Origin of the sequence: Iodobacter sp. CM08 (genome assembly GCF_033446605.1) — a bacterium.
Classification (GTDB): domain Bacteria; phylum Pseudomonadota; class Gammaproteobacteria; order Burkholderiales; family Chitinibacteraceae; genus Iodobacter.
This window is the reverse complement of record NZ_JAWQUO010000012.1, coordinates 112,211-136,595: the sequence shown is the minus strand read 5'-3', so window position 1 is coordinate 136,595 and position 24,385 is coordinate 112,211. Positions and strand designations below refer to the sequence as shown.

Here is a 24,385-nt window from a genome sequence, read left to right as displayed (position 1 = left end):
CCATAAATTAATAAATAATTAACTATGTTTACCCAAAATAAAAAAATCAATGGGTATAATCAAACGGCTTTACACCGTACCATTTGATTAAATAATCAATTGCAAATATTAAACAGGGGTTTTTAATGAAACTACTTAAAACGCTAGTTGCTACTTCATTTTTTTTAGCAGCCAGTTTATCTCAAGCTGCAGTCACTCCAGTGCCATTCACCTTTGATGCTGATGGCGATGGCGCGGCTACTTTTCAAGTGAAAGGTGCCGTTTCTAAAGTGTTCTCTTTTGATTTAGCACAATCAACGCAACTAACAAGCTGGTGGTCAGTTCGCCCTACCGCTGCTAACAGCTCAACAATCAGCAGTTTGAGCGCCGTGCTCACATCGATAAGCAACCCTGCCAAAACATTTACACTGGGTGCTTATACAGGTCTGTTGGGTGTTAAAGAAATCACCGCTCCAGTTAAGTCTTTTGTGCTGGATGCAGGTTCATACACCGTTAGCTTTAATGGCCTAGCGACTTCTGGCTACAAAGGCACAGGCACTCTGACACTGAACGCAGCGCCGGTTCCAGAGCCAGAAACCTATGCTCTAATGGGTTTGGGGTTGGTTGCCCTACTGGCACGTCGTCGTAAAGTGGCTTAATATTTTTTAAGGCATAAAAAAACGCCCCGAAATTACTTTGGGGCGTTTTTCATTCCGCAAGCGCTTATCCAGCGTCTAATAGGCGCAAAATAGCATCGGTGTGCTCCTGCATTAAAGCCATATCAGAGCGCGACTCCACATTTAAGCGCACTACCGGCTCAGTATTGCTGGAGCGCAAATTAAAGCGCCAGTTAGCAAACTCCATGCTAATGCCATCGGTATCATCCACCAGCAAGGCATCCGCCTGATACGCTGCACAAACCCGTGCAATAGCCACTTTGGCATCAGTCAGCTTGCGATTAATCTCACCTGACGATGGATAAGCGGCAATTCGCTGCTCTACCATGGCGGATAATTTTTGCTCGCGGCGGCTCATTAGCTCGATCACTAATAACCACGGAATCATGCCGCTATCGCAATAGGCAAAATCGCGGAAATAATGATGGGCGCTCATTTCGCCACCATAAACCGCGTCTTCTAGCCGCATGCGCTCTTTAATAAACGCATGGCCGGTTTTGCTTTGAATCGCGATACCACCGGCGGCTTGCACCACGTCCACAGTATTCCAAGTTAAGCGCGGATCATGAATAATTTTTTGGCCAGGGTTCTTTTGCAAGAAGGCTTCTGCCAAAAGACCAACGATGTAATAACCTTCAATAAAATCACCACGCTCATCAAACAAGAAGCAGCGATCAAAATCACCATCCCATGCAATACCCAGATCAGCCGCATTTGCAATCACCGCATTGGCAGTGTCGCTTCGGTTTTCTGGTAACAATGGGTTAGGGATGCCATTTGGGAAGGTGCCATCGGGCAGGTTATGCACTTTAATAAACTCAACAGGCACACCAGCGGCAGCAAAACGCGCTTCTAGCGCATCTACCACGTGCCCTGCAGCGCCATTACCGGCGTTTAAAACGATTTTTAAAGGGCGCAAGGCGGATAGATCCACATAGCCCATCAAATGATCGATATAAGCATCCAGAACCGATAGCGAGCTAATGCTACCGCGCTCTGCCACATCGGTAAAATCAGCGGATTCGGCAAGACGTTGAATATCACGCAGGCCAGTATCACCACTGATTGGCACCGCACCGCGTTTTACCAGCTTCATGCCGTTGTAATCGAGCGGATTATGGCTGGCAGTGACTTCAATCCCACCATCCACATCTAAATGAAACGCGGCAAAGTAGACTTCTTCAGTGCCCGTCATGCCCAGATCAATCACATCGCAGCCCGCATCCATCAGGCCGTTAGCCAACGCCAGCTTCAGCTCTTCGCTGGTCAAGCGTACATCGCCCCCCAGCGCCACACGCTTAGGGTTAAGTAGCTGGCCGTAAGCACGGCCGATGCGGTAAGCAATATCAACATTCAGCTCAGTGCCCAGCTTGCCACGAATATCGTAAGCTTTAAAACAAGTTAATTTAGTCATTGGTTTACTCGAAATAGTCATTGCAAACAGATGCGAGAGATCAGCGAAAACCCAAGTCTTAAAACACGGAGATAAGGAGAACACGGAGGGCCACGGAGAAAGGCAATACAAGTCTGTGCACGACGAAACACGTTTAGGGCGGGCACTGCCTTACCATTCCCCACGTGGCAACATCTCCTAAGGTTTTCTCCGTGAAACTCCGTGTCCTCCGTGTCCTCCGTGTCCTCTGCGTCCTCTGTGGTTCAAGACTTGGGTTTTATTAAAGCCTTACTCGAAATAAGCGCGGGAATGCAGGTGTACGCTAGCGTCTTGGATGATTTCGGCCTTGCTGGCCCACCGATATTGGGAATGCTGCTCACCCAGCGGCAAAGCCATATCGGCCTCATCGAGCTGCAAGGTGTAAGCAAGCACCACATAGTGTGTACCAAAGCCATCTAGCCGACCTGCATTGCTCTCATAAAAATGCTCATAAACACCTAGCCACTGCCCCTGTGATCTGGGCAATGCCACGCCCAACTCGGCTTGGCTTAGGCGCAAAAATGCCGCATCCAGCGTTTCATTTTTTAATACCCGCCCACCAGGCACAAACCAGTGATCGCAGGCCGGTTGATTGGTGCGCCAGCCCAATAGAGCTTGCCCTCTTGAGTTTTGCACCACTAAATCAATCGAGATCAGCGGTGCGCGCTCAACCACTTGCAAAAAATCAGCAAAAGCCAGCGGGCTGCTGGCTACACCCTTATTTACTACGGCCATAGACATCTTCAAAGCGCACGATATCGTCTTCACCAAGATAGGAGCCAGATTGCACTTCGATCAGCTCCAGCGGCATCTTGCCTGGGTTTTCCAAGCGGTGGGTTGTGCCCAACGGGATATACGTCGATTGGTTTTCAGAAAGCAAAATAACTTGATCGCCATTCACTACCTTGGCCGTACCTTTCACCACAATCCAGTGCTCGGCACGGTGATAGTGCATTTGCAGGCTTAAGGAAGCACCTGGGTTGACCACAATCCGCTTCACTTGGAAACGCGAGCCAGCATCGATGCCTTCATAGCTACCCCATGGGCGATACACGCGGCGGTGCGTCACCGACTCACTACGCCCAGCCTCATTTAAGCGCTCAACAATCTTTTTAACATCTTGCACATGATCTTTATGCGCCACCAAGATGGCATCGGCGGTTTCAACAATCACCAAATCCTGCACGCCAATCGCCGCAATCATGCGGGTTTCGCTGCGGATATAGCTGCCCGAAACGCGATCAAGCATCACATCGCCCAATACGCTATTACCGGCCTCATCTTGCTCAGTAACATCGCGCAGCGCCGACCACGAGCCGATATCACTCCAGCCCAAGCCTGCCGCCGTAATCACGGCAGCGTGCTGGGTTTTTTCCATTACCGCGTAATCAATAGAATCTGCAGGAGACACCGCAAAAGCATCCGCATCTAAACGCAAAAAGTCTAAATCGCGCACGCCTTTAGCCACGGCATCCTGCACGGCAGCCAGCATAGCGGGCTGATAGGCCGCCAGCTCACGCACATAAACATCAGCGCGGAACATAAACATGCCGCTATTCCAGTAATAATCGCCTGAAGCCACAAAGCCAGCCGCGCGCACAGCATCAGGCTTTTCTACAAAAGCAGCTACCGCATAAGCATCGCCAGACAGGCTATCACCACGGCGAATATAGCCGTATCCGGTGTTAGGCTCAGTCGGTGCAATCCCAAATGTAACCAATTTGCCGCTTGCTGCTACGCTAGCTGCCTGCGCCACCAAAGCTTGAAACACCTCGCCAAACTGAATCACATGATCTGATGGCAACACCAGCAACATCGCATCAGGGTTATCTTCTAACGCAATCACTGCCGCAGCCGCCACCGCAGGCGCAGTATTGCGCCCCATAGGCTCTAAAACCACCCGCGCTTGATCCATTCCTACCGCACGCAATTGCTCTGCCACTAGAAAGCGATGCTCCTGATTACTAATCAGCAAAGGTGCAGCCACATCCGCCATCCCAACCAGCCGTGTGGCTGTTTGCTGTAGCAGGCTGTGATCGCCGTGCAATTTTAAAAACTGCTTAGGATAACCACCGCGTGATAGCGGCCACATACGGCTACCAGAGCCGCCACACAGAATGACAGGAGTAATTGACATGAAAATTCCATCAAATTTTTAAAAAGAAATATATTATTTAAGCGGAAAAGCCAGCAAATAAGTACCATGCAGCGTATCACCCGCAAGCACCATACGGCCACCGATCAGCTTGCAAAAATAATATTTACAACGCTCAAAAAAAAACCGCCTTATTCGATCACAGATCATACAAGACGGTTTATCACAATGCTTATTGCGTTACTTGCTGACGCCCAATTGGATAATACTCAAAGCCTGCGGTTTCCATTTTTTTAGGATCGTATAAATTACGGCCATCAAATATCAATGGATTTTTAAGCTGGTTTTTTACATCAGCAAAATCTGGGCTACGGAATGCTTTCCATTCTGTCACAATCACCAGCGCATCGGCATCCGGTAATACCGCCATTGGGCTATCACCGTAACTTAAACCTTGCCAATCTGGCATGACACGCTGTGCCTCATGAATCGAAACAGGATCATGTGCCGCCACCGTTGCCCCATGGCTAAGCAGATATTCAATAATCACTCGGCTAGGTGCATCGCGCATATCATCGGTATTTGGCTTAAATGCCAAACCCCATAACGCAAAATGCTTCCCTTTTAAATCATTGCCAAAGCGCTTAACAATTTTATCCACCAAGACTGATTTTTGCGCTTGATTAGCTTTTTCAACCGCATCTAATACTTTTAAACTAATGCCATGCTCATTCGCCGTGCGCTGCAATGCCTGTACATCTTTAGGAAAGCACGATCCGCCATAGCCTACGCCAGGGTATAAGAAGTGATAGCCAATTCGCGGATCAGAGCCAATCCCCTTACGTACCAGCTCAATATCTGCCCCCATCACTTCAGATAAATTAGCCAATTCATTCATAAACGAAATACGCGTTGCCAGCATGGCATTAGCCGCATATTTAGTCATTTCTGCCGAGCGCACATCCATAAATAAAATACGATCATGATTACGCACAAAAGGCCCGTATAAAGAGCTCATCAGATCCTTGGCTGTATCATCATCGGTACCAATCACAATTCGATCTGGGCGCATAAAATCTTCGATCGCCGCGCCTTCTTTTAAGAATTCTGGATTAGAAACGATCGCAAAGCTGGTTTGCTCACCGCGCTGACTTAACTCATCATTAATTGCGGCCCTAACCTTATCACCCGTACCAACCGGCACAGTAGACTTATCCACAATCACCTTATAGCCATGCATATAGCGGCCAATACTGCGCGCAGCGGCCACCACATATTTTAAATCTGCCGAGCCATCTTCATCCGGCGGCGTACCCACCGCAATAAATTGGATCGTGCCGTGCTCTACCGATTCTTTAATATCAGTAGTAAAGCGTAAACGCCCAGCGGCCACATTGCGCTTAATCATTTCCTCTAAGCCCGGCTCAAAAATCGGCACGCCGCCCTCTTGCAAGATACGAATCTTATTGGCATCAACATCCAAACACACCACGTCATTACCATACTCAGCAAGACAAGTGCCTGTGACCAAACCAACATAGCCTGAGCCAATCACTGTAATTTTCATTTGCAAGAATACTCCCGATTTAAATAATTAATTTTTACTGATAAGCTGGCGAATCGCTTTAATAACAAAAATGGTATTAGTTACAAAATAACGTTTCCACAATCTGCGCGGCTCAGAACATAAACGATGCAGCCATTCTAATCCCGAATTTTGCATCCACAACGGGGCACGGATAATTGTGCCGGCATGATAATCAAATGCCGCACCCACACCAATCATCACCGCATTTATTTTACCCCGATGCGCCGCCATCCATTTCTCTTGTTTGGGGCAGCCTAAACTCACCCAAACCACTCCAGCGCCTGAATCATTAATGCCATGAATAATATCCAGCTCTTCTTGCTTAGACAAAGAACGAAAAGGCGGAGAATAAGCACCGACTATATTCAAGGCAGGGAATTCAGACCTTAATTTAGCCTGCAAAATAACTAACGTGTCTTCACTACCACCATATAAATAAACAGCTGGCCAATCCTTTTGGCGATTAGCCTCTGTGCAGTATTTCCACATCAAATCAGGGCCATTAATTCGTTGCTGCTCATAACTGCCCATTTTACGCATTAGCCAAGCAACAGGCGCACCATCAGAGGTTGCCATATCGGCATTTTTAACCACAGAATAGAATTCTGGGTCATTTGTTGTTGTAACCACAGAATGAGCATTGCATATACAAATATAACGAGACTCGCGCCTACTACCCCAGCCCTTAATTCGCTGTAAAGCAGTATCCCAGTCCAGCACATCAATAGATGCTCCAATAACAGATGTGGTCTGCCTTACCACCAAGGGCCTATCAATTATTTCAGACATGCAGCGATCGCCTCATTATATATATTCATTAATATTTCATAATTTTTATCTTCGGTATATTCAGCTAAATACTTTGCACGCGCATTCCGGCCCATTTGGGCCATTGCTTCAGGATTGCTATATGCCCAAGCCATTTTATCAGCAAGATCAGCAGCATCGCCCGCATTAAATAGCAAACCGGTATAACCATCTTCAACTAAATCACATAATGGGCCTAAGCGGCTAGCAATAACAGGCAAACCTGACGAATAAGCCTCAACCAGTGTCATCGGCATATTTTCATAACAAATACTAGGCAAGACCAGAGCTAAGCTCGTACGCATTGCAGCCCTTACATTCTGTGGGAGCTGCGGGCCGCGTAAATCCAGCTGCTCAATATCTGTTAAATAAATAGATTCTTCCCCTGCTCCTATCACCGCTAAATGCCCATGCTGCTTTGCATTAAATGCATCCGCAAAGATACGAGCACCTTTTTCTGGAGACAAACGGCCAACGTACAAAAAGCCACTTCTTTGCTCAAGCCCCACTCCCACATCATCCACAAAATTAGGCTTAATCATTATTTTTTGCGCAGGGATTCCCCCTTGGATATATTTATTTTTACAAAACTCATTTAACGCAATATAACGATCAATCTTATTCTTATATGTACCCATAGAGCGATGAATTGTTAACATCCCAGATAAGACAGCCGTCTGCGCAAAAGAGCCCCGATAACACCGACGAATTACCCCTCTCCACGGAATGTGGCCGACACAATCTTCACAAACACGGCCATTACGCAAAAAAGTGGCCTGAGGGCATAGCAACCTAAAATTATGTAGTGTTTGCACCAGAGGTACATTAAGTGTTTGCGCAGCCCAATACAAAGAAGCAGAAATCAGCGGAAAGGTGTTATGTACATGAATAATATCAGGATTTATTTTTTTTAATAAACTCAAAAACTCAGTGTGTGTTTTTTTAGACCAAACGGTTTGAGTTAATAATGACAATTTTGACTGATTAACAATTTCATCATTATGGCGAAAATACAGCTCAACCTCGTGCCCATGTTTTCTTAGCAGCGCGATTTCATTTGCAACAACAGAGTCCTCTCCGCCTTTTTGCTGATAGGCGTTATGCACCATCAATACACGCATCATTACTTGCTACCTCGATAAATAGGCTGTGAAAGGCATTGCATAATCCCTTCCGCAAAGTTTCTTGCCATATTTTCGACGCTATATTCTTTAGCGCTTACTAAGCAAGCCTGCTGCATTGCCTTTAAAGCGATATCATCATTAAGCAGCTTAATTACTACAGCCACATATTCTTCTAAAGAATTTTCTGTTATCACCCCATTATTGCCGTTACTTAAATATGCAATCTCAGGGCTGTGTAGGCCACAATCAGTCGTTAACATGGGTACTGCACACACAAATGAATCTAAAATACCAAGCCCAACCAAACCAGGGTTTATCATAACGGATGAAACGGCCAATAAATCGACTTTAGCTTTTCCCTTGCATAAACCCATATATCTTGCCCAAGGGTACTCAGCACAAAATTGAGTTACCAATTCACGCTGCTCACCATCTCCAACGATGAGCATTTCAAAATCAGGAACAGCCTTTTTTATCGCAAGAAGTGCGTTCAACATAAAATCAATACGTTTTTCTTCATAAAACGAACCAATAAAAACACCTACATTATTAGTTTTAATTCCTAAGCGGCTTCGGATTAAGTTTTTTTCATTTGCACTAATTTTTTCAAAAATTTCAGACATTTGCTCCGTGTCAATCGAATTATTAGCAATGGTAATTCGGTTAGCTGGAAAAGAAAAACGATTAATCAAAGGTAAACTCATGGCCGTATAGCCAAACCACCAGTCTGCTCTCTTTGCAAAAATACGCTTAATTTTTTCACTCCAGCTATTTGGATTACCCTGAAGATTAGCCCCATGCCCAAATAATGCAATCCTAATCGATGGGCAATAATATTGAACAATTAAATTGAAAATTAATTTATTTTCATGGCTACAAATAACCAGATCAGCATCCTTAATTTTGCCAGCAAAAGGCTGCCAACAAACTCTGCCTGATAAAAAATAATGTGTTGCTATTTTTTCAGCCCATGGCAATTCACCTGAATCATTTTTACTTAATTCATGCTGATTAGGCGTCCCGTGTAACAATCTAAACTTACACCCTCTTATTTCAAGCTCTTGACGTAAAGCTTCAAAGAAAGGCAAACGATAATGTGGTAAACGTCTTTGCACGAAGACCACGGTAGGAATAGGTAAGGAATTAACATCATTTTTAGTCATAATTAACTTCACGTTAAATGAGCACCAAGTTACTTCATTCGCCAATTTAACATAAATTAACGAAGTATTATTTATTTAAATAGTGTAATTGTGCATCAAAAAGAGTTAAAGAGTTATTTGATGCTTGAGCCAAAAGAGATAAAAACAACTCTAGCTCCTTCCATAAATCAAACGCTTCAATTTCCCAGCTATGCCCCCAAAGATGAAACACGGCATCACTATCACTAATCCGCTCAAGCTGTTTTTCTAAAAATTTAAAAAAATTACGCTCAGAAAGCCTCATAAACAAAGGCTGTAGCTTATGCAACTCAGGTTTTTTAACTATATTTTTAAATAAAACCAATGCACTGTGGGGGTAAAATTGCAAAGAAGTTGGCATAGCCCAAGCTGAATGTCCCAAATCAAACTGAAGATTTTCTACGGTTCTAGCGTAAGAAAACCCCGCTTGTTTGACAGCATTAATCACTTTGGAATCATACTTACCACCTGGGTAACAAAACCCATGAATGTCATGGCCAACAATATTTTCAAGTGCAAGCTTGCCACCCTCAATCTCATACCTTAAATCTGCCTCAGGTAAACCTTGTAAATAACGATGTGTAAGCGTGTGCCCTGCAATTTCAAAATTTTGATCAAGCAGCTTAATTTGCGAGGCGCTTAAAACCTCTCTTCCCTCTCTATTTTCAATAGGGATAAAGAAAGTAGCTTTTAAGCCATACTTAATCAACAAATCAGCAAGTCGCAAGTCTTTGGGATGGCCATCATCCCAGGAAGTTAATATGAGCATAAACCAACCTAGGATTAGTAAAAAAACAGCATCTCTGCAAATTATTTGCCTTATCGTATTTATTAATACATATAAAACAAAATAAAATATTGTACATTCAGAGTAACTACTAATTTATTAAACAGGCCAAACTTTCTCAGCCTAGCTGCTTTTATGCAAAACCAACCTCTTCCTAATTATGATCTCATGCTCAAATTCATCATAAATATCGTAAGGCGAATGAAACCCCGCATATTGACTGGGTATTGCCCAATAATTTCACCCGCCTACAGAATAAAAAACAGCGTGCCCTTCTAAAAAATTTATTTACATAGACGTTATTGGATAAAAGACATAGCAACAAGCTGTTTATTTAAGCAGCACAGGCACTCTAGAAATATATATATCATCATCAACAATTTTTTCACTCTCTCCCATTGGAAAAGTAGTTTTGCTTGTAACGCTTCCTATTTTTAGGCGCGAAATTTTATGAACACCCTCATCAGTCGTCCAAACAAAATACTGTACTGAATTTAAGCGATCAATAAATTTACACATCCAGATAACAGAGCGATCGATACGACATCCCTGCGCTTTACTACCTATTAGCTGTGACGCAAGATTCTGATATGCGAAAGCAGCAGCTTTTTTATGCTTACTACTTGGCTCAGATAAGCCCATTTCGAGATGATCATATGAATACCAGTAGAACCGATCTACCCCTTGCGTTAAAGCAAGAATGTTTGAACGCATAACACTCGCAACGGCATTACTCTGGTCAAGGCGTAGCCATTCAGCACTATATGAATTAGTAATACTAGGGCCAGATAAATTTTCAATTAGCCAGCCTGACTCAGTATTCCATAAAGGTTTATTTTCTACATGATTCTTAGCCATGATCTGATAAAGGCGCTCAACTAAGCCATAAGCCACTTCTGGCTCAGATTTAGGAACATACAAATGATAAGAAACAATATCCAGATATTTACCAGCTCCCATCGCCAAGTATTTGTCCCATTTGGATAATTCACTTTCTGAATTGCCTGTCATGCTAGGGCCAACTAAACGATTTTTCGGGTTAACCGCTTTTAATTCTGCATAAGCAATTTTTTGCATTTCGAGAAGCACGTCAAGACTACCTGACCAGAACGGAGTTAAATTTACCTCGTTAAGTAACTCATAATCAAATACAACACCATCATAACGGCTAGCAACAGTTTTTACATATCGCCGCCAATACTTCATATCTGAGGGTTCTGCTGCACAACCAAAGCCATAAGCGCATTTTTCTTTTGGCCGACTTGACGCCCATTCAGGTGTAAGCCCTAATGGCAATAACAAACTAATATTGTTTTTTTTGCTAAATTCAACAATTGCATCAAGCTTAACAAAGTCAAACTGACCATTTTTAGGCTCAATATCTTTCCAGCCCGTATATAAGTCCCATAATCGCCAACTGCTTATATTTGCAAGTGGCCAGCTCTTATTAAGATCAGGCCGATGCACATGCATTCCAAAATATTCACTTGATATTCCTTTCCCCAATCTGGCGGGCACTTTAGCAAGGGGTACTGCTAATAAAGAAGCCGTATTACTTTTTTTTAACATCAACGGCTCATCAACGGCCACGGCTGACTGCAGACAAAATATCGATAACAATAACAGGACGAATAGTCTAGTTGCTTGCATGATTTGCAATAACTTGGTCATAAATATTCTCCAAAAGCAGTGTCTGACTCCGGATATCTAAGCTTTGAGCAAATTCCCTTCCTGCTAACCCCATTGTTTTTCTCCATTCATTTGATTGAGCCAATACATAATTTAATTTATCAGCAAGTTCATTGAAATTACCAGGCTCAAATAAATATCCTGTTTCATTCTCAATTAAAGCTTCGGGCATTCCGCCACTTCGACTGGCAAGCACGGGTACACCGGAGGCTGCTGCCTCTAATAAAACAATTCCAAATGCTTCAGTCTGACCATTTTGATCAGGCATGCTAGCCTGAACGTAACATGCACATTGCTGCATTAATTTTTTAACTTCATCATGCGGCTGAGCTCCCAGCCAGGTCACTCTAGAGTCAATGCCCAATTCCATAGCTAAAGCCTGTAATTCTAGTGTTTCTGTGCCAGCCCCAACCTGAATTAATTGCCATCCCTGTGATAATGGTACTTTGGCAAAAGCCCTGAGTAATATTTCAATACCTTTAACTTTAACGTGTCGGGAAACATTTAAAATAAACTTACCTTGGTGCATTAATGGCTGAAATTTTTGTGTATCAACACCAATATAATGAGTAAAGAGCTTTGCCTCTGGAACACCGCGTTCAAGCATCTTCTCTCGCATATATTTAGAGACAGCAATAAAAGCGTCTGCATTCTTGTATAAATTTTTTTCATTCAATAAAAACTGCCAATTTGTAGGCTTACGTGTTTTAAATTGCGACCAGCGGCTCATTTGGGTATCAAACCCATGACTGGTTGCAATTAAAGGTAAACCTAATTTTTTAGCCGTTGGTGCAATCATTACCGCATCTGGTAGAAAATGAGCGTGTATAAGGGATAAGTTTTTCCCTTCTAAATCACGAATAAAAACAGAAGACTTTCTACATACAGTATATCTAGCACGCTCAAATTTAGATTTAGAATCAATACAAACAGACCGAGCATCCAAGGGCGATTTTAAATCTCTACAAACATATACCGGGGAATATTTGCGTAATGAGCGGGCTTGCTCTGTAATAAAAGACTCAGAGACAAATGGCATTACTGTTCTATAAATAGCAATATTTTTCATTATTATTTTTCTCCAAGCTGTTTTGCTTTATATACAAGGGCAATTAAAGAAAACAACTGCGCTTGGATTAAAACACCTGCAGCAGCGGGTTCAAAAAAATACACGCCCAACAATCCAATGATCCCACCTTTAATACCGCAAACAATATATTTTAATTCCTTATCATCATAATTACCTTTATCACCCGCTATAATCATAGAAATAATCACAACAAAGGAGACCAAAGAAAAAAAACCATAGTTAATAATTATGTTTAAATAGGTATTATGTGCATTAGGGTATATAAACTTACCAAACGTAAATACATTGCTAGCCATTAGCATTTCATATTGCATTGAGCCCATAAAAAACTTCAACCAATTATGAGAAAACACATATATTGCAGATTGCCATAATTCATATCTAGTTTCCATCGTTGACAGCGTTTGTTCTTTTGAATTTAAGGCAATGTATGCCATAAAAAATACTATAATTGGTATTAAAACAATAATTACCCGTCCAGCTTTCTGCCCTTTAAAAAGGTATAACAAACTACAAAAAATGCCAATTAAACTCCATAAAAATGCCCCTTTAGCTTGTGCATAATAATATGCAATAAAAAACAAGCCTATTCCAACGATACAAAGAAGCTTAGTTAAATAATTTTTCAAGTATATGGCAAGCATGGCCAATGCACATACAGGAGCAATAAGGTACAAACCAAGACCATTAGGATGGCTAAAAAAACCAACAGCAATATTAGTTTTTAAAACTGAACCATCAAGGCTCATTTTACCTAATTTACTGACATCAACATCAATAATATATGGCCAACCTAGTAACCCTTGCAGCACTCCTAAGCCCGCGCTAATTAAGCCCAGTGATATTAATAATATAAACAATACAAATAGCTGTTTTTTAGTCTTAGTAAAAATAATTAAAACCGGCACTAATAAGCATGCAGGCAAAAGATCTTTAAAGGCCTGAAGCCCGAATGCAGAACCGGCTAACAAAGAAAGAAATGCCCCCACTCCAGCAACAAACGCATAGAGCATTACCCATTTTGATGCCTTAAATGCGATCCTCCACACTAAAACCCCATGTATTGGATTAGCAACAACAGCCAAAAAAAAGTAGCAAATACTTATATAAACAGCTAGCTCAAGCACGGTAAAACTAACCATACCAGAAATGCCTGAAAATAATCTAAACTCCCCCATCATCAACACAAACAAAAAAACAGGGATTAAAAACGACTGAGAAAATTCATTATCATTCAAAATATATTACCAGTAGTTATTAAATTTAACCTTTGTAAATTATATATAGCGACCTCCAAATATTTAATAATTTCAACAAAACTATTGCATAAAAATTAAATAAATAATTGAAATTTTGACAATGAAACGATGCAATAAAAAACAAAAGGGAGCAGCAAACAAAAAAACAACTTCAAATATGGGAATACTAGTTTATATATTCTCTGCGAAATATAATGAATAAGTCCAAGACTACATAAACTAGCAATGACAAATGCCCAAGCTACGCCTTGAGCCATAAAATATTTCGCCAATAACAAACCTAATGTTATTTGTATAAATGCACCTAGTGCGGTGGTGTATATCAATAAATGTGTTTTATTTTCTTGTAACAATCCGATGTTTAAACTCGGTTCAATCGCCCGAATTACTACGCCAAGAATAAGAGGCAAAAGCAAGCTAGCTTCAATATAAACCCCTGGAGCCAATAAAGGTAAAATCCAAGGAGCTGCTAAGCACAACAATGCCCCCGCTAAAGAATATGCGGCAGTAAATTTAATAGACATTTTTGCAAAAAACGCCTGACCACGATCAGGGTCTTCAATATGCTGAAACCGTGCCGTTGGCCACCATAATGCAACCGGCGTAATTAAAAAATTAAGCACACCAGCCAATTTTAATGCAATAACATAGTGCCCTAAAGTTTGTTTATCTAATACAGAAGAAACAATAAAGCGATCTGCATTATTTAATACCGTGGCAAAAACAGCTGAAATCAGCATCGGCACACCATACTTCATTGCACTACGCTTAAATTTTTTCTTGTCCGCTAAATCAAGTGGCAGCGTTTTATTTTGTTTCAAAATTTGGTAATTAGCCAAAATGGCAGCAATTGTAACCGCCACTGCATATACGGCCAGCCACTGTACGGCGGAGCTCACCAGCACAGAGTCACCAGTAATATTTATCAATGCAAATAGCGCTAATATCCCAAATTTACTGATAATCCCTAGCATATAGGGTAGTGCAAGCAACTTAGCCCGTGCTGCAGCTAAACCTAGGCCTAATGCAGCTTCAGCAACAATCACCCAGGGCATCAGTAAAATGGCATACGTGAATTTAAACTGCAGTGCCCCCCAAACACAAGCCAAAGTAATAGCTAATAATATTGGACCTATCGCTAATTCGAGGCATAAACGTAGCGCAGCTGTAACATCAATTTTATCGACATTAACTAGCTTTAATATTCCCCAGTTCCCCCCCATTTGTGCAATCAGCGCAAATAAATAGATAGCTGGCTCAAATAAGCCCCACTTACCGTACTCTTCTACTCCTAAGGCTCGAACAATCAAAGGGATCATTAAAAACTGCAACCCTGCTTGAGCTGCATTGCTAATAAAAAATCCACCAAATATTTTTTTAATCATTAAATGTAAAGGTCACAAATTATAAGCTAAGGTTAAAATACGAAAAGAGTGATTTTTTTTCATTGCAAATGATTCGAAAACTCAGAATACGCATTAGTGAGGCCATCAATAAACGGCATGCTTGCCTGCCACCCCATTCCATTTAATTTACTTACATCCTGCAATTTACGCATTGTTCCATCTGGCTTACTGGCATCAAAAACAAGTTCGCCCTTAAAGCCTACAACGTCACAAATGGTTGTTGCCAGCTCACGAATTGTCATATCTACGCCCGTACCAATATTAATCAGAGGCGGGTGTTGATCATTCAATTGTTTTTTATATTCTTCTTCAGGCAAATTAAGCAGATACACACACGCTTCTGCCATATCTTCACAATAGAGGAATTCACGCCTTGGCGTGCCGCTGCCCCACACCACCATTTCTTTTGCGCCACTTTGTTTAGCTTCATGCGCTTTGCGAATTAAGGCAGGAATAACATGGCTATTTTCTGGGTGGTAATTATCCCCAGGTCCATATAAATTGGTTGGCATTACGGCCATATATTGCGTACCAAATTGGCGGTTATAGCTCCAGCACATTTCAATACCGGCAATTTTTGCTAAGGCATAGGGCTGATTAGTTTGCTCCAGCGGGCCTGTTAACAAATACTCTTCTTTAATCGGCTGAGGGCAATTCTTAGGATAAATGCAACTAGAACCTAAAAACATCAGGCGATTCACGCCATTTACATAAGAGGCATGGATGATATTATTTTGAATCATTAAATTTTGATAAATAAAATCCCCACGATAAACATTATTCGCGTAAATGCCACCCACTTTCGCCGCGGCTAAAAATACAAAATCAGGTTTTTCCAAAGCAAAAAAATCATTTACTGCTAACTGATTAGTCAGATCAAGCTCTGCATGTGTGCGAGTTACAATATTATGGTAACCCAACTTATTTAATTCCCGCACAATAGCAGACCCGACCATGCCACGATGGCCAGCAATATAAATTTTTTGTTCAGGAAGAATATAGGACATTTTATTTTTCACTTAATCAGGAATAATCGGGCACCAAAGGTGCCCGAATTTTTATTAGCGTTCAGTAGATACAGCAACTGTATAACCATGCGTTTTTAGTAGGGCATGCTGACGAGCATTTTGCAGGTCATAAGCCACCATTTCTTTTACCAACTCTGGCAAGGTTGTTTCTGGTACCCAGCCTAATTTCTCTTTCGCTTTTGTAGGATCGCCCAATAGTGTTTCTACTTCTGCAGGGCGGAAATAACGTGGGTCGACTTGCATAATCACATCACCCACATTTAATGCAGGCGCGTTATCCCCTTCAATTTTGACTACAATGGCTTTTTCATCCACGCCTTTGCCTTCAAATTGCAGCGTAATGCCTAATTCACCAGCCGCCATGCGAATAAAATCACGCACACTGTATTGCACCCCTGTGGCAATTACAAAGTCATCTGGCACTTCCTGCTGCAGCATCATCCATTGCATTTTTACGTAATCACGAGCGTGGCCCCAATCACGTAATGAATCGATATTGCCCATAAACAGGCATTTTTCTAAGCCTTGGGAGATATTTGCCAAGCCACGGGTAATTTTACGGGTAACAAAGGTTTCGCCACGGCGTGGGCTTTCATGATTAAACAAAATACCATTGCATGCATACATGCCATACGCTTCGCGGTAATTCACCACAATCCAGTAGGCATACATCTTGGCTACGGCGTATGGGCTACGCGGATGAAATGGTGTGGTTTCTTTTTGCGGTATTTCACGCACCAAGCCATATAGCTCGGATGTTGATGCTTGATAAAAGCGCGTTTTCTTTTCTAAACCTAAAAACCGAATGGCTTCTAATAAACGCAAGGTGCCCATTGCATCTACATCCGCAGTATATTCCGGTGATTCAAAACTAACCGCCACATGCGATTGCGCGCCAAGGTTATATACCTCATCCGGCTGCACTTCTTGCAAAATACGGGTTAAGTTAGAAGAATCGCTTAAATCGCCATAATGCAATTTAAAGCTACTGTTTTCAATATGCGGATCTTGGTAAATATGATCAACACGCTGTGTATTAAACGATGAGGCGCGGCGTTTAATACCATGCACTTCATAGCCTTTTTCTAAAAGCAATTCCGCAAGGTAAGATCCATCCTGCCCTGTAACGCCTGTAATAAGTGCAACTTTTTTACTCACATTATTCTCCATTTAAATTGCCAGCTAGTCTAATTCTGGTTTGTTTATCAACATTATTTAATAGGTCATTGGTAAATTTTTCTTGTAGCTGATACGAAGCCTCGATATCCGTTGAAATATTAGAGACTCTAAATAACAAGCCGTCTGGGATAGTGCCTTTTAGGCCATAGCTTATTTGAGCTAACTTTCTATCAAAACCAGAACGTAATGCTGTTTCCCCAACGGTTACCCAATAGCTTATTGGCTCTGTTCTGCTGCCGTTAACAGCCAGCAAACGCCGTACCGGTATATAATCATTTTTATATTTCAATTGTTCATCACGGGTATTTTTTAATTCAAACCCTTGCGCTGGGTAACAATACTCCGGCCGATGTACTTGCGAGCCATCCCCTCCTTGATCTCTACCATAGGCAATTGAAAGCATTATTTGCTCCCCTTTATCATTGATATAGGTACGGCTAACTATCTGGCTATAAAGATTATCAAGCTTGTCTTGTAATTCTGGAGTTGCCGCAACAGGCGTAACCCTTTCATCAAGTTTCCAATCCGCAAATGCAGTAGGAATTGATTTTTCTAAATTTATTTTTGGCTTACTATCCGCCATTGCATTTCTTGGGGTTAATGCATAAGCTAAAAACGCAGATAGAAATAAAGCCGTAGCAATAATTAATGCATACTTATTTTTTTTAAAATCAAGCATGCTTTTTAATTCCTGCATCAGTTACACCGCATTTTTTCATAATCCAACCAATCAGTGTATCAAATGACATTAGCAAAAATAACGCGGCCCCAAATAATACAAAACCCGCAAATCCATGTAAAAACCCTTGGCCTGCAGCATCGCCAAAATAATAGGTAATCAGGATAAGAGTGATCACACGAATGGTATTTGCAGCAAATGAAATAGGAATAACCAGCAATGCGATACACGCATTACGCAGTACAGATTTATAACCCATTAAGTTTAAATACAATAAGCCAATCGCTTCTAAGGTAAATAACGTGTGCAATCCTGCGCAAGCATCCGCAACCAGCATCTGATACTGTGCAATTTGGATAATCACCCCAGAGCGGGAAACTGGGTAGCCCGCATGGTAGAGCAACAGCTCTGCTACATAAGAAACCGCCATTTTCATAGGCAAAGTAAGTGCAGTCACTAATGCGCCTGGCAATGGCAGCATAAATAGCATAAAAAATAAAGGGAACCACATTATCCGAATGGCAGCCCAGCCACCAAATAGCAGTAATAGTGATGCAAGTACCACAATAAAAGAAAAAGCCAATACCAAATCAATCGATTGGGATTTACCTAAAATAAATAACAGACAACTTAAAACCAGTAAAATGCCGCCTATTACAGGCTGCTGTTTGCCCTCAATACATGCGGAGATGACTCCGTCTTTATTGCGATAAAAAAGCCATAGCCCTATCGCCAATACAATTGGGCCATGGGCTTGGCTCTCTTGCCCCCAGATGTGATTTAGCAGCCACCAGAATGCCGGAATAAACATCACCGCCAAGCCAAGCAGCACAGGCCCTGTTTTAATTAAAAATTCGCGCTGATTATTTGCATAGGCCATCATTATTTTCACTCTTCAGCCGAAGCAAGCACGCAGCCTAGAATCTCTGCCCCAGTGGATTCAAGCTGCTCACGGGCTTGTGCTAAGCCTTTAACTGGTGTTTGGTTGCGATTTACAATCAACACAACGCCTTTAGTTCTGGCTGCGATCAGTTGGGCATCCATAGCACTCATCAGTGGGCTGGTGTGGTAAATCACTACATCAAACTGATTTGCTAGCTCCCCTACCAGTTGGCTAAAGGAATCTCTAGAAAGTAATTCTTGTGGATTAGGAGCCTGTGTTCCCGCAGACAGCACGGATAAATCGCGTAAATCACTTATTTTCTGTATTGCCTCTAGGCCTGCTCTGTTGGCGAGCACATCACTTAAGCCAATACGGTTAGTTTGCCCGAATAACGCATGCTGATGAGGGGAGCGTAAATTAGCATCCACCAAGAGAGTGCGCTCACCAAGCTGTGAAAACACCACCGCCAAATTAGCCGCCAACAAATCAGCCGTTAGCCCTGCATCATAAGAAGCCAGTGCAATCGATTTATTACCGCTTTCTACCCAGCGTAGCAATAGCTGGCTGCGTAAACTGCGTAGCGCTTCTACCCTAGGATCAAAGGGCTGGTAAGCTGCCAATATGCGAGGATCAATTGCGCTTTGACCCGCGCTAAGATATGGATATGCAAACTGATGCGCTAGCACTGATTGAATATCGGCTTCGGTAATAAAACCCAATTGAATAGCAGCCTGGCCAAAACGCAAATTAGTTTCTTTTTGCATTAATAAAACTTTTTCTGCCTGAGCCGCCGTTAACTTACCTGCATCTAATAATTGCTTACCAATGCTTCCTACAGATGCGGCAGCGGATAACTCCTCTTGATTAACCATAGTGTTCACGCTTTTACCTCCGCCAATCGGCGATACGATTTCTTTTTAACCGTGGGTATGGGTAAATCAGCAAGCACCGCAATACCCAAAATCGACTCAATGTCTTCTTTGCTGCGAATACGCCGGTCAAATAACTCTGCAATCATTGATAAAATAACGGCCAACAAAGTACCAACAAATATAGATAAGACTATATTTAACAGCGTTTTAGGACTGGAATGCTTTAATGGTGCTACGGCTGACTTTAAAATAGTAATATTGCTCTGATCTGAACGACTCTCCAGCATGGTCTGACTAAAACGCTGCAATGCCTGATCATAGCTACGCTGGGCGTTGTCTACATTACGTTGCAATACATCAATATTGGCGCGGCCTGATTTCAATTCTAATACACGCTCTTTCTGTGCTTTCATTGCTTCATTTAATGAAGCCTGACGTGATTGTGAGTTACCAGCAACTCCGCTTAAACCACCCGAATATTGCGTCATCAAGTCGTTTAATTGATTTTGTGTTGCCATCACCTCTGCCTGTGCTTGGCGATAATGCGGATGATTAGGGCCGTTTTTCTCTGCTAACTCTTTTAACTTGGCCTCCTGTGCGGATAACTGACCTTTTAATTGCAAAATAAGTGGATTATTCAAAACATCTGGCGCACTCTGCCCCCCTCTAGCACGTGCCTGAGCATCAAACGTTTGCGATTGAGCTCCAACTAATTGGCTAGATATTTCATTTAAACGCTGCATTTCAAGATCAAGGCGTTCATCCGTTGCTACAATGCCTTTTTCCTGCTGATATTCAGATAGTTTTTGCTGTGTTTTTTCTAAATTGGCCTGCAGTGTTTTTAATTGCTCTTGGAAAAAAATATTATTTTGTTGAGCCGATGCCACTTTAATATCAATCGTTGTACGAATATAAGCCTGAGTAAAGGCATTAGCTAAAGTTGCTGCAAACTGCGGATCAGTTGCCGTATAAGATAGGTTAATCACATTACTTTCACGGCTTGGTTTTACTTCCAAACCTTTTAATAAAGACTCAGCAAACCAGTTACGAATATCACCCCGCCCCTTAGTTGCTTCAAGAAATTGCGCCTGCGCTTCAGGCAGCTTTGCCAGCCCCAGCGTATCTACAACTTTTAATGCACCATTCTGGCTAGCAATCATCTCAACCTGAGTAGCCATAAAACTTGGAGCTAAAAATCCAGCAACTTGCTGACCGGTAACAGGATCTGCCGCCTTAATATCTACAGCCAGTGCTGCATCTGAAGTGTATTGTTTGGGTAACATAAGGCTAATAATCAGGGTTATTAAAATAACAGTAATAAATACTGTAATCCCAATTATCTTCCTAGCACGCAAAATATTTAAAAACTGTTCAAGTGTCATTATTAGATTTACTCTATTACGATGAGATTAGAAAAGGCTTTCTTGAACAAAAATAGTGTCATTTTCTACTAATAAATCACTCAATTTAGCCTCTACTTTAGTAACCGCGCCAAACTGATCAACTCGATGAATTTCTAGGCTGCGTTGCGATGCGCGCGGGTTAAAGCCGCCTGCAACAGCCAATGCCTGCATTACCGTCATTTTTGGCTCCATGCGAAAAACGCCAGGGCGATTCACTTCGCCATAAACATAAAATTGCTGAGCACGCGGCACATAGACAACATCACCATTAACAATTGGCATATTGCGTTTTGTTTCATTCGATAATTTCATCGATTGATTTAAGCTATATTCAATACGCTCTGAACCACGCAAGACTATAATTGTGTCACCCGCATTTGGGTTTAGCCCTCCTGCAATAGCAATCAAATCAACCAGACCCGTTGCACCTTCCAGCGCATAACGCCCAGCTCGATTAACCTCACCAATCACAGCAATCCGCTGGCTACGATATTGAGAAATTAAAACGCTAACATTAGGGTTATTAATAAACCCACCCTTTTTAAGAGCGCCACCAATCAGTGCTTCTGCATCTGTGTACTGCAGCCCCAAAAGCTTTATATCGCCTAACAAGGGAAATGCAACGGCTCCCTTATCATTTAGCTGCAATTCAGTTGTTAAATCTGGGTGATCGTAAACACTAATTTTAACTATATCGCCAGGCCCAAGCCGATATTCAGCATTAGGAGCAGCCAAGGCAAAAGCATTGCAAAAAAATACAAAAATCAAGGCAATAAAATGCTTTGCTTTCATTATTTTAATCCTTTCAGTCCTGCTTTTAATCCATCATCCGTGCTTGATGGGCTGCTCGCTGCTTCAGGTTTAGTCTCAACAAATTTTTGGGTATATTCAATTTTTGCCGCGTCGCGCAATGCTTTAATTTTAATTTTTGCATCCGCCTGTGCTTTGTCATTTTGTAAATAACGTTTAATTAATGGTGCAGCATTTTCTTTTGCAACAGGGGCCGATACACTTTCTTTTAATAATAACAATACTACTTTGTCACCTTCTGGCATCGTCATAATATCGCCAGGTTTCATTGCAGAAAATTTTGGTAACAAAGCCAATGGCAGTTGCTCAGCCGTACGTTTTACTTCATTTTCACTAAATTGAACTTTTGCACCATCTAAAGTAACTTTAACCTGCTGTACATTTGTTATTTTATCTAGTTTTTTAATTAATTCATCGCTATATGATTTTTTGTCAACACTAAACACAGAGAAATCATAGTTTTTACGCTCAGCAAATAAAGCTGGATTTTGATTATAAAATTTATCAATATCCTCTGCTTTTAATTCTTCAGCTTTACCTAATACACGCTCTGCAGCGGCTTGCGATAAAATTTGGCGTTTAGCCGCCTCAATCGCTTGCAAAATATTGGGTTCTCTATCTAACTTTAGATCGGCTGCTTTTTGCACTAGCAACTCTTGATCAATAAGTTGATCAAGCATTTGCTGCTTAATAGCTGGACTGGCATCTTGAACTTGCCCTAGCAGGCTATTTAATTGATGGACAGTAATTTCTGTTTTATTTACTTTGGCTAAAACTTGGCTTGGTGATTTTTTTTCGTCTTTGTCGCCACATGCAGACAGCAACATAGCGGCAGTAAGGGTTAAAACAATAGGTTTAATGGCTATTTTTAGCATTTTAATTCCTTAGCATTTATTTTTTAAATTAAATAAAATTTAATAAGCATTTCTGTCGCGGAAAATCACAACAACAGTCAAAACTATAATTTTTAAGTCCAACCATACAGACCAATTACGCAAGTAATCTAAATCATATTTGATACGACTCTGCATTTTATCCAGTGTATCTGTTTCCCCTCTAAAGCCATTTACCTGGGCCCAGCCAGTAATACCTGGTTTTACTTTATGCCGAATCATATAGCCTTTAATTAATTTTCTATACTGTTCATTATGCGCATTAGCATGCGGCCTTGGCCCCACAATACTCATTTTTCCCTGCAGTACATTAATAAACTGAGGTAGTTCATCTAAAGATGTTTTGCGTAAAAAGCTACCAATTGATGTTAACCTTTGATCATTCTTGGTTGCTTGGACGACTTTGTCACCATCTTCCATAACCGTCATGGAGCGAAACTTATATACCAGCACACTGTCGCCATTTTCACCATAACGGCGCTGCTTAAAAAATACCGGCCCCTCAGATGTGCATTTAACTGCGAGTGCAATTCCTAATAAAATAGGCCAGATCATCATTAAGATCAGCACTGATAATACAATATCACTTATTCTTTTAACTACCCCATTCAAACCCATAAAGGGGCTTTCACAAATAGCAACAATAGGCATCCCCGCTACGTTATCAAACCGTGCATTAATTAAATCAAAAACAAATAAATCGGGAATAAAATAAATAGATGCAGTGCTATCTTTAAGCTCATCAATTAAATCAAGCACCCTAGGCTGCGAGCTCATTGGCAGAGAAATAAATATTTTTTTAACGCCATGCAGCTTAACAAATTGAGGTATGGCATCTAAGCCACCAATTAAATGTTCTGCGGCACTTTTTGGCAGCCTACTAACAGATCTATCATCAAAATATCCAATAAAGTCCATTTTTAAAAAAGGCTCTTCATTGATATTTTTTACTAAAATTTGGCTAGGATGATTTACCCCAACTACAACGACTTTACTATGCTCTGCATTTTCTCCCGAGTCGACTCGTAAAACATAGACTCGAATAGCCATATGCACACCAATTAAAACAATAGGCGCAACAATAAACCAAGTAATAACGAAGGGTGGATGATAGTAATTAATGAACCCAGAAACGCGCCCAATCAGTATTAAGCCGATCACCACTCCTAGCCATTCAACAATAAAACGCCCAAGCCCTAACCATGACCGTGAGTAGCCAGGAATAAATAAAAACATACCATCTAACAAAAGGGCGGTTAGTAAAAACGAAAGCGCACCTAAAACAAACTCATAACCATCCATCGCAATATCAAAGGGAATGGATAATAAATAGAGCGTTACAACAACTAAAACTGGATCGATAAACAGCTTGAAAAAACTAATAAAAGGTGCCGCATTAGAGAACTCACGGAACCGATCAGCAAGCAAACTAGGTGCGGAGACTATGCTCGACTCTAATTCCTTACCATCCATATATTGGTCAATATTTTTTACTGTATCATTCACAGTGATAAAAACCCCCTA

General features: G+C 41.5%; 22 protein-coding genes. 1 reads left to right on the top strand and 21 read right to left on the bottom strand.

Annotated elements, in window-relative coordinates; all coding sequences use genetic code 11:
- The first annotated feature begins 125 nt into the window (after positions 1 to 125).
- Positions 126 to 638 (top strand): FxDxF family PEP-CTERM protein, encoded by a 513-nt coding sequence (locus R6242_RS08930; RefSeq protein ID WP_318426118.1) that lies wholly within the window; start codon positions 126 to 128, stop codon positions 636 to 638.
- 64 nt (positions 639 to 702) lie between these two features.
- On the opposite strand, the gene cpsG is transcribed toward R6242_RS08930, so the two are convergent.
- The 21 genes from cpsG to R6242_RS08825 form a co-directional block, all read right to left on the bottom strand.
- Entirely contained in the window at positions 703 to 2,070 is a 1,368-nt protein-coding gene (gene cpsG, locus R6242_RS08925) for a phosphomannomutase CpsG (RefSeq protein ID WP_318426117.1), read from the bottom strand.
- A gap of 267 nt (positions 2,071 to 2,337) precedes the next feature.
- Positions 2,338 to 2,823 carry a GDP-mannose mannosyl hydrolase gene (locus tag R6242_RS08920; protein ID WP_318426116.1) on the bottom strand — a complete coding sequence of 162 codons (486 nt, stop codon included), beginning with the start codon at positions 2,821 to 2,823 and terminating at the stop codon, positions 2,338 to 2,340.
- Positions 2,807 to 4,225 (bottom strand): mannose-1-phosphate guanylyltransferase/mannose-6-phosphate isomerase, encoded by a 1,419-nt coding sequence (locus tag R6242_RS08915; RefSeq protein ID WP_318426115.1) that lies wholly within the window; start codon positions 4,223 to 4,225, stop codon positions 2,807 to 2,809. The genes R6242_RS08920 and R6242_RS08915 overlap by 17 nt, the downstream gene beginning before the upstream one ends.
- Before the next feature lie 190 nt (positions 4,226 to 4,415).
- A complete protein-coding gene (locus R6242_RS08910; protein ID WP_318426114.1) occupies positions 4,416 to 5,750 on the bottom strand; it encodes a UDP-glucose/GDP-mannose dehydrogenase family protein in 1,335 nt (444 codons plus the stop codon).
- A gap of 27 nt (positions 5,751 to 5,777) precedes the next feature.
- On the bottom strand, positions 5,778 to 6,560 hold the full coding sequence (locus tag R6242_RS08905) for a WecB/TagA/CpsF family glycosyltransferase (RefSeq protein ID WP_318426113.1): 783 nt from the start codon (positions 6,558 to 6,560) through the stop codon (positions 5,778 to 5,780).
- Complete coding sequence (locus tag R6242_RS08900) at positions 6,548 to 7,684, bottom strand: glycosyltransferase family 4 protein (protein WP_318426112.1); 1,137 nt, start codon at positions 7,682 to 7,684, stop codon at positions 6,548 to 6,550. The genes R6242_RS08905 and R6242_RS08900 overlap by 13 nt, the downstream gene beginning before the upstream one ends.
- Positions 7,685 to 7,701: 17 nt before the next feature.
- The gene (locus tag R6242_RS08895) at positions 7,702 to 8,865 is read right to left on the bottom strand and encodes a glycosyltransferase family 4 protein (RefSeq protein WP_318426111.1); all 1,164 of its coding nucleotides are present in this window, start codon (positions 8,863 to 8,865) and stop codon (positions 7,702 to 7,704) included.
- A 67-nt stretch (positions 8,866 to 8,932) separates the two neighbouring features.
- Positions 8,933 to 9,652 (bottom strand): polysaccharide deacetylase family protein, encoded by a 720-nt coding sequence (locus tag R6242_RS08890; protein WP_318426110.1) that lies wholly within the window; start codon positions 9,650 to 9,652, stop codon positions 8,933 to 8,935.
- Between the two features lie 348 nt (positions 9,653 to 10,000).
- Positions 10,001 to 11,341, bottom strand: a complete 1,341-nt coding sequence (locus tag R6242_RS08885) for a GH39 family glycosyl hydrolase (protein WP_318426109.1) — start codon at positions 11,339 to 11,341, stop codon at positions 10,001 to 10,003.
- On the bottom strand, positions 11,307 to 12,428 hold the full coding sequence (locus tag R6242_RS08880) for a glycosyltransferase (RefSeq protein ID WP_318426108.1): 1,122 nt from the start codon (positions 12,426 to 12,428) through the stop codon (positions 11,307 to 11,309). The genes R6242_RS08885 and R6242_RS08880 overlap by 35 nt, the downstream gene beginning before the upstream one ends.
- A 2-nt stretch (positions 12,429 to 12,430) precedes the next feature.
- Entirely contained in the window at positions 12,431 to 13,687 is a 1,257-nt protein-coding gene (locus R6242_RS08875) for a hypothetical protein (RefSeq protein ID WP_318426107.1), read from the bottom strand.
- A 95-nt stretch (positions 13,688 to 13,782) separates the two neighbouring features.
- The gene (locus R6242_RS08870) at positions 13,783 to 15,093 is read right to left on the bottom strand and encodes a lipopolysaccharide biosynthesis protein (RefSeq protein WP_318426106.1); all 1,311 of its coding nucleotides are present in this window, start codon (positions 15,091 to 15,093) and stop codon (positions 13,783 to 13,785) included.
- Between the two features lie 59 nt (positions 15,094 to 15,152).
- Positions 15,153 to 16,121: a GDP-L-fucose synthase gene (locus R6242_RS08865; RefSeq protein WP_318426105.1), complete on the bottom strand. Its 969-nt coding sequence runs from the start codon at positions 16,119 to 16,121 to the stop codon at positions 15,153 to 15,155.
- Positions 16,122 to 16,175: 54 nt separating this feature from the next.
- Positions 16,176 to 17,300: a GDP-mannose 4,6-dehydratase gene (gmd, locus tag R6242_RS08860; protein WP_318426104.1), complete on the bottom strand. Its 1,125-nt coding sequence runs from the start codon at positions 17,298 to 17,300 to the stop codon at positions 16,176 to 16,178.
- A 1-nt stretch (position 17,301) separates the two neighbouring features.
- On the bottom strand, positions 17,302 to 18,000 hold the full coding sequence (epsI, locus tag R6242_RS08855) for an exosortase-associated protein EpsI, B-type (protein WP_318426103.1): 699 nt from the start codon (positions 17,998 to 18,000) through the stop codon (positions 17,302 to 17,304).
- Entirely contained in the window at positions 17,993 to 18,883 is an 891-nt protein-coding gene (xrtB, locus tag R6242_RS08850; protein WP_318426102.1) for an exosortase B, read from the bottom strand. Before xrtB ends, epsI begins: the two co-directional genes overlap by 8 nt.
- Positions 18,884 to 18,888: 5 nt before the next feature.
- Entirely contained in the window at positions 18,889 to 19,755 is an 867-nt protein-coding gene (gene epsG, locus R6242_RS08845) for a chain length determinant protein tyrosine kinase EpsG (protein WP_318426126.1), read from the bottom strand.
- A gap of 5 nt (positions 19,756 to 19,760) precedes the next feature.
- On the bottom strand, positions 19,761 to 21,137 hold the full coding sequence (epsF, locus tag R6242_RS08840; RefSeq protein WP_318426101.1) for a chain length determinant protein EpsF: 1,377 nt from the start codon (positions 21,135 to 21,137) through the stop codon (positions 19,761 to 19,763).
- 27 nt (positions 21,138 to 21,164) lie between these two features.
- Positions 21,165 to 21,950: an SLBB domain-containing protein gene (locus tag R6242_RS08835; RefSeq protein ID WP_318426100.1), complete on the bottom strand. Its 786-nt coding sequence runs from the start codon at positions 21,948 to 21,950 to the stop codon at positions 21,165 to 21,167.
- A complete protein-coding gene (locus tag R6242_RS08830) occupies positions 21,950 to 22,843 on the bottom strand; it encodes an EpsD family peptidyl-prolyl cis-trans isomerase (RefSeq protein ID WP_318426099.1) in 894 nt (297 codons plus the stop codon). Before R6242_RS08830 ends, R6242_RS08835 begins: the two co-directional genes overlap by 1 nt.
- 39 nt (positions 22,844 to 22,882) lie before the next feature.
- Entirely contained in the window at positions 22,883 to 24,367 is a 1,485-nt protein-coding gene (locus R6242_RS08825; RefSeq protein WP_318426098.1) for an undecaprenyl-phosphate glucose phosphotransferase, read from the bottom strand.
- Between the last annotated feature and the right edge of the window lie 18 nt (positions 24,368 to 24,385).

Bases quoted from the DNA above. Each gene is read 5' to 3' on its own strand.
- R6242_RS08920 (WP_318426116.1), bottom strand. From the start codon at position 2,823: ATGGCCGTAGTAAATAAGGGTGTAGCCAGCAGCCCGCTGGCTTTTGCT.
- cpsG (WP_318426117.1), bottom strand. From the start codon at position 2,070: ATGACTAAATTAACTTGTTTTAAAGCTTACGATATTCGTGGCAAGCTG.
- R6242_RS08890 (WP_318426110.1), bottom strand. From the start codon at position 9,652: ATGCTCATATTAACTTCCTGGGATGATGGCCATCCCAAAGACTTGCGA.
- R6242_RS08885 (WP_318426109.1), bottom strand. From the start codon at position 11,341: ATGACCAAGTTATTGCAAATCATGCAAGCAACTAGACTATTCGTCCTG.
- epsF (WP_318426101.1), bottom strand. From the start codon at position 21,137: ATGACACTTGAACAGTTTTTAAATATTTTGCGTGCTAGGAAGATAATT.
- epsG (WP_318426126.1), bottom strand. From the start codon at position 19,755: ATGGTTAATCAAGAGGAGTTATCCGCTGCCGCATCTGTAGGAAGCATT.
- R6242_RS08830 (WP_318426099.1), bottom strand. From the start codon at position 22,843: ATGCTAAAAATAGCCATTAAACCTATTGTTTTAACCCTTACTGCCGCT.
- R6242_RS08910 (WP_318426114.1), bottom strand. From the start codon at position 5,750: ATGAAAATTACAGTGATTGGCTCAGGCTATGTTGGTTTGGTCACAGGC.
- R6242_RS08895 (WP_318426111.1), bottom strand. From the start codon at position 8,865: ATGACTAAAAATGATGTTAATTCCTTACCTATTCCTACCGTGGTCTTC.
- xrtB (WP_318426102.1), bottom strand. From the start codon at position 18,883: ATGATGGCCTATGCAAATAATCAGCGCGAATTTTTAATTAAAACAGGG.
- R6242_RS08865 (WP_318426105.1), bottom strand. From the start codon at position 16,121: ATGTCCTATATTCTTCCTGAACAAAAAATTTATATTGCTGGCCATCGT.
- R6242_RS08870 (WP_318426106.1), bottom strand. From the start codon at position 15,093: ATGATTAAAAAAATATTTGGTGGATTTTTTATTAGCAATGCAGCTCAA.
- R6242_RS08835 (WP_318426100.1), bottom strand. From the start codon at position 21,950: ATGAAAGCAAAGCATTTTATTGCCTTGATTTTTGTATTTTTTTGCAAT.
- R6242_RS08880 (WP_318426108.1), bottom strand. From the start codon at position 12,428: ATGAAAAATATTGCTATTTATAGAACAGTAATGCCATTTGTCTCTGAG.
- R6242_RS08905 (WP_318426113.1), bottom strand. From the start codon at position 6,560: ATGTCTGAAATAATTGATAGGCCCTTGGTGGTAAGGCAGACCACATCT.
- epsI (WP_318426103.1), bottom strand. From the start codon at position 18,000: ATGCTTGATTTTAAAAAAAATAAGTATGCATTAATTATTGCTACGGCT.
- R6242_RS08930 (WP_318426118.1), top strand. From the start codon at position 126: ATGAAACTACTTAAAACGCTAGTTGCTACTTCATTTTTTTTAGCAGCC.
- R6242_RS08915 (WP_318426115.1), bottom strand. From the start codon at position 4,225: ATGTCAATTACTCCTGTCATTCTGTGTGGCGGCTCTGGTAGCCGTATG.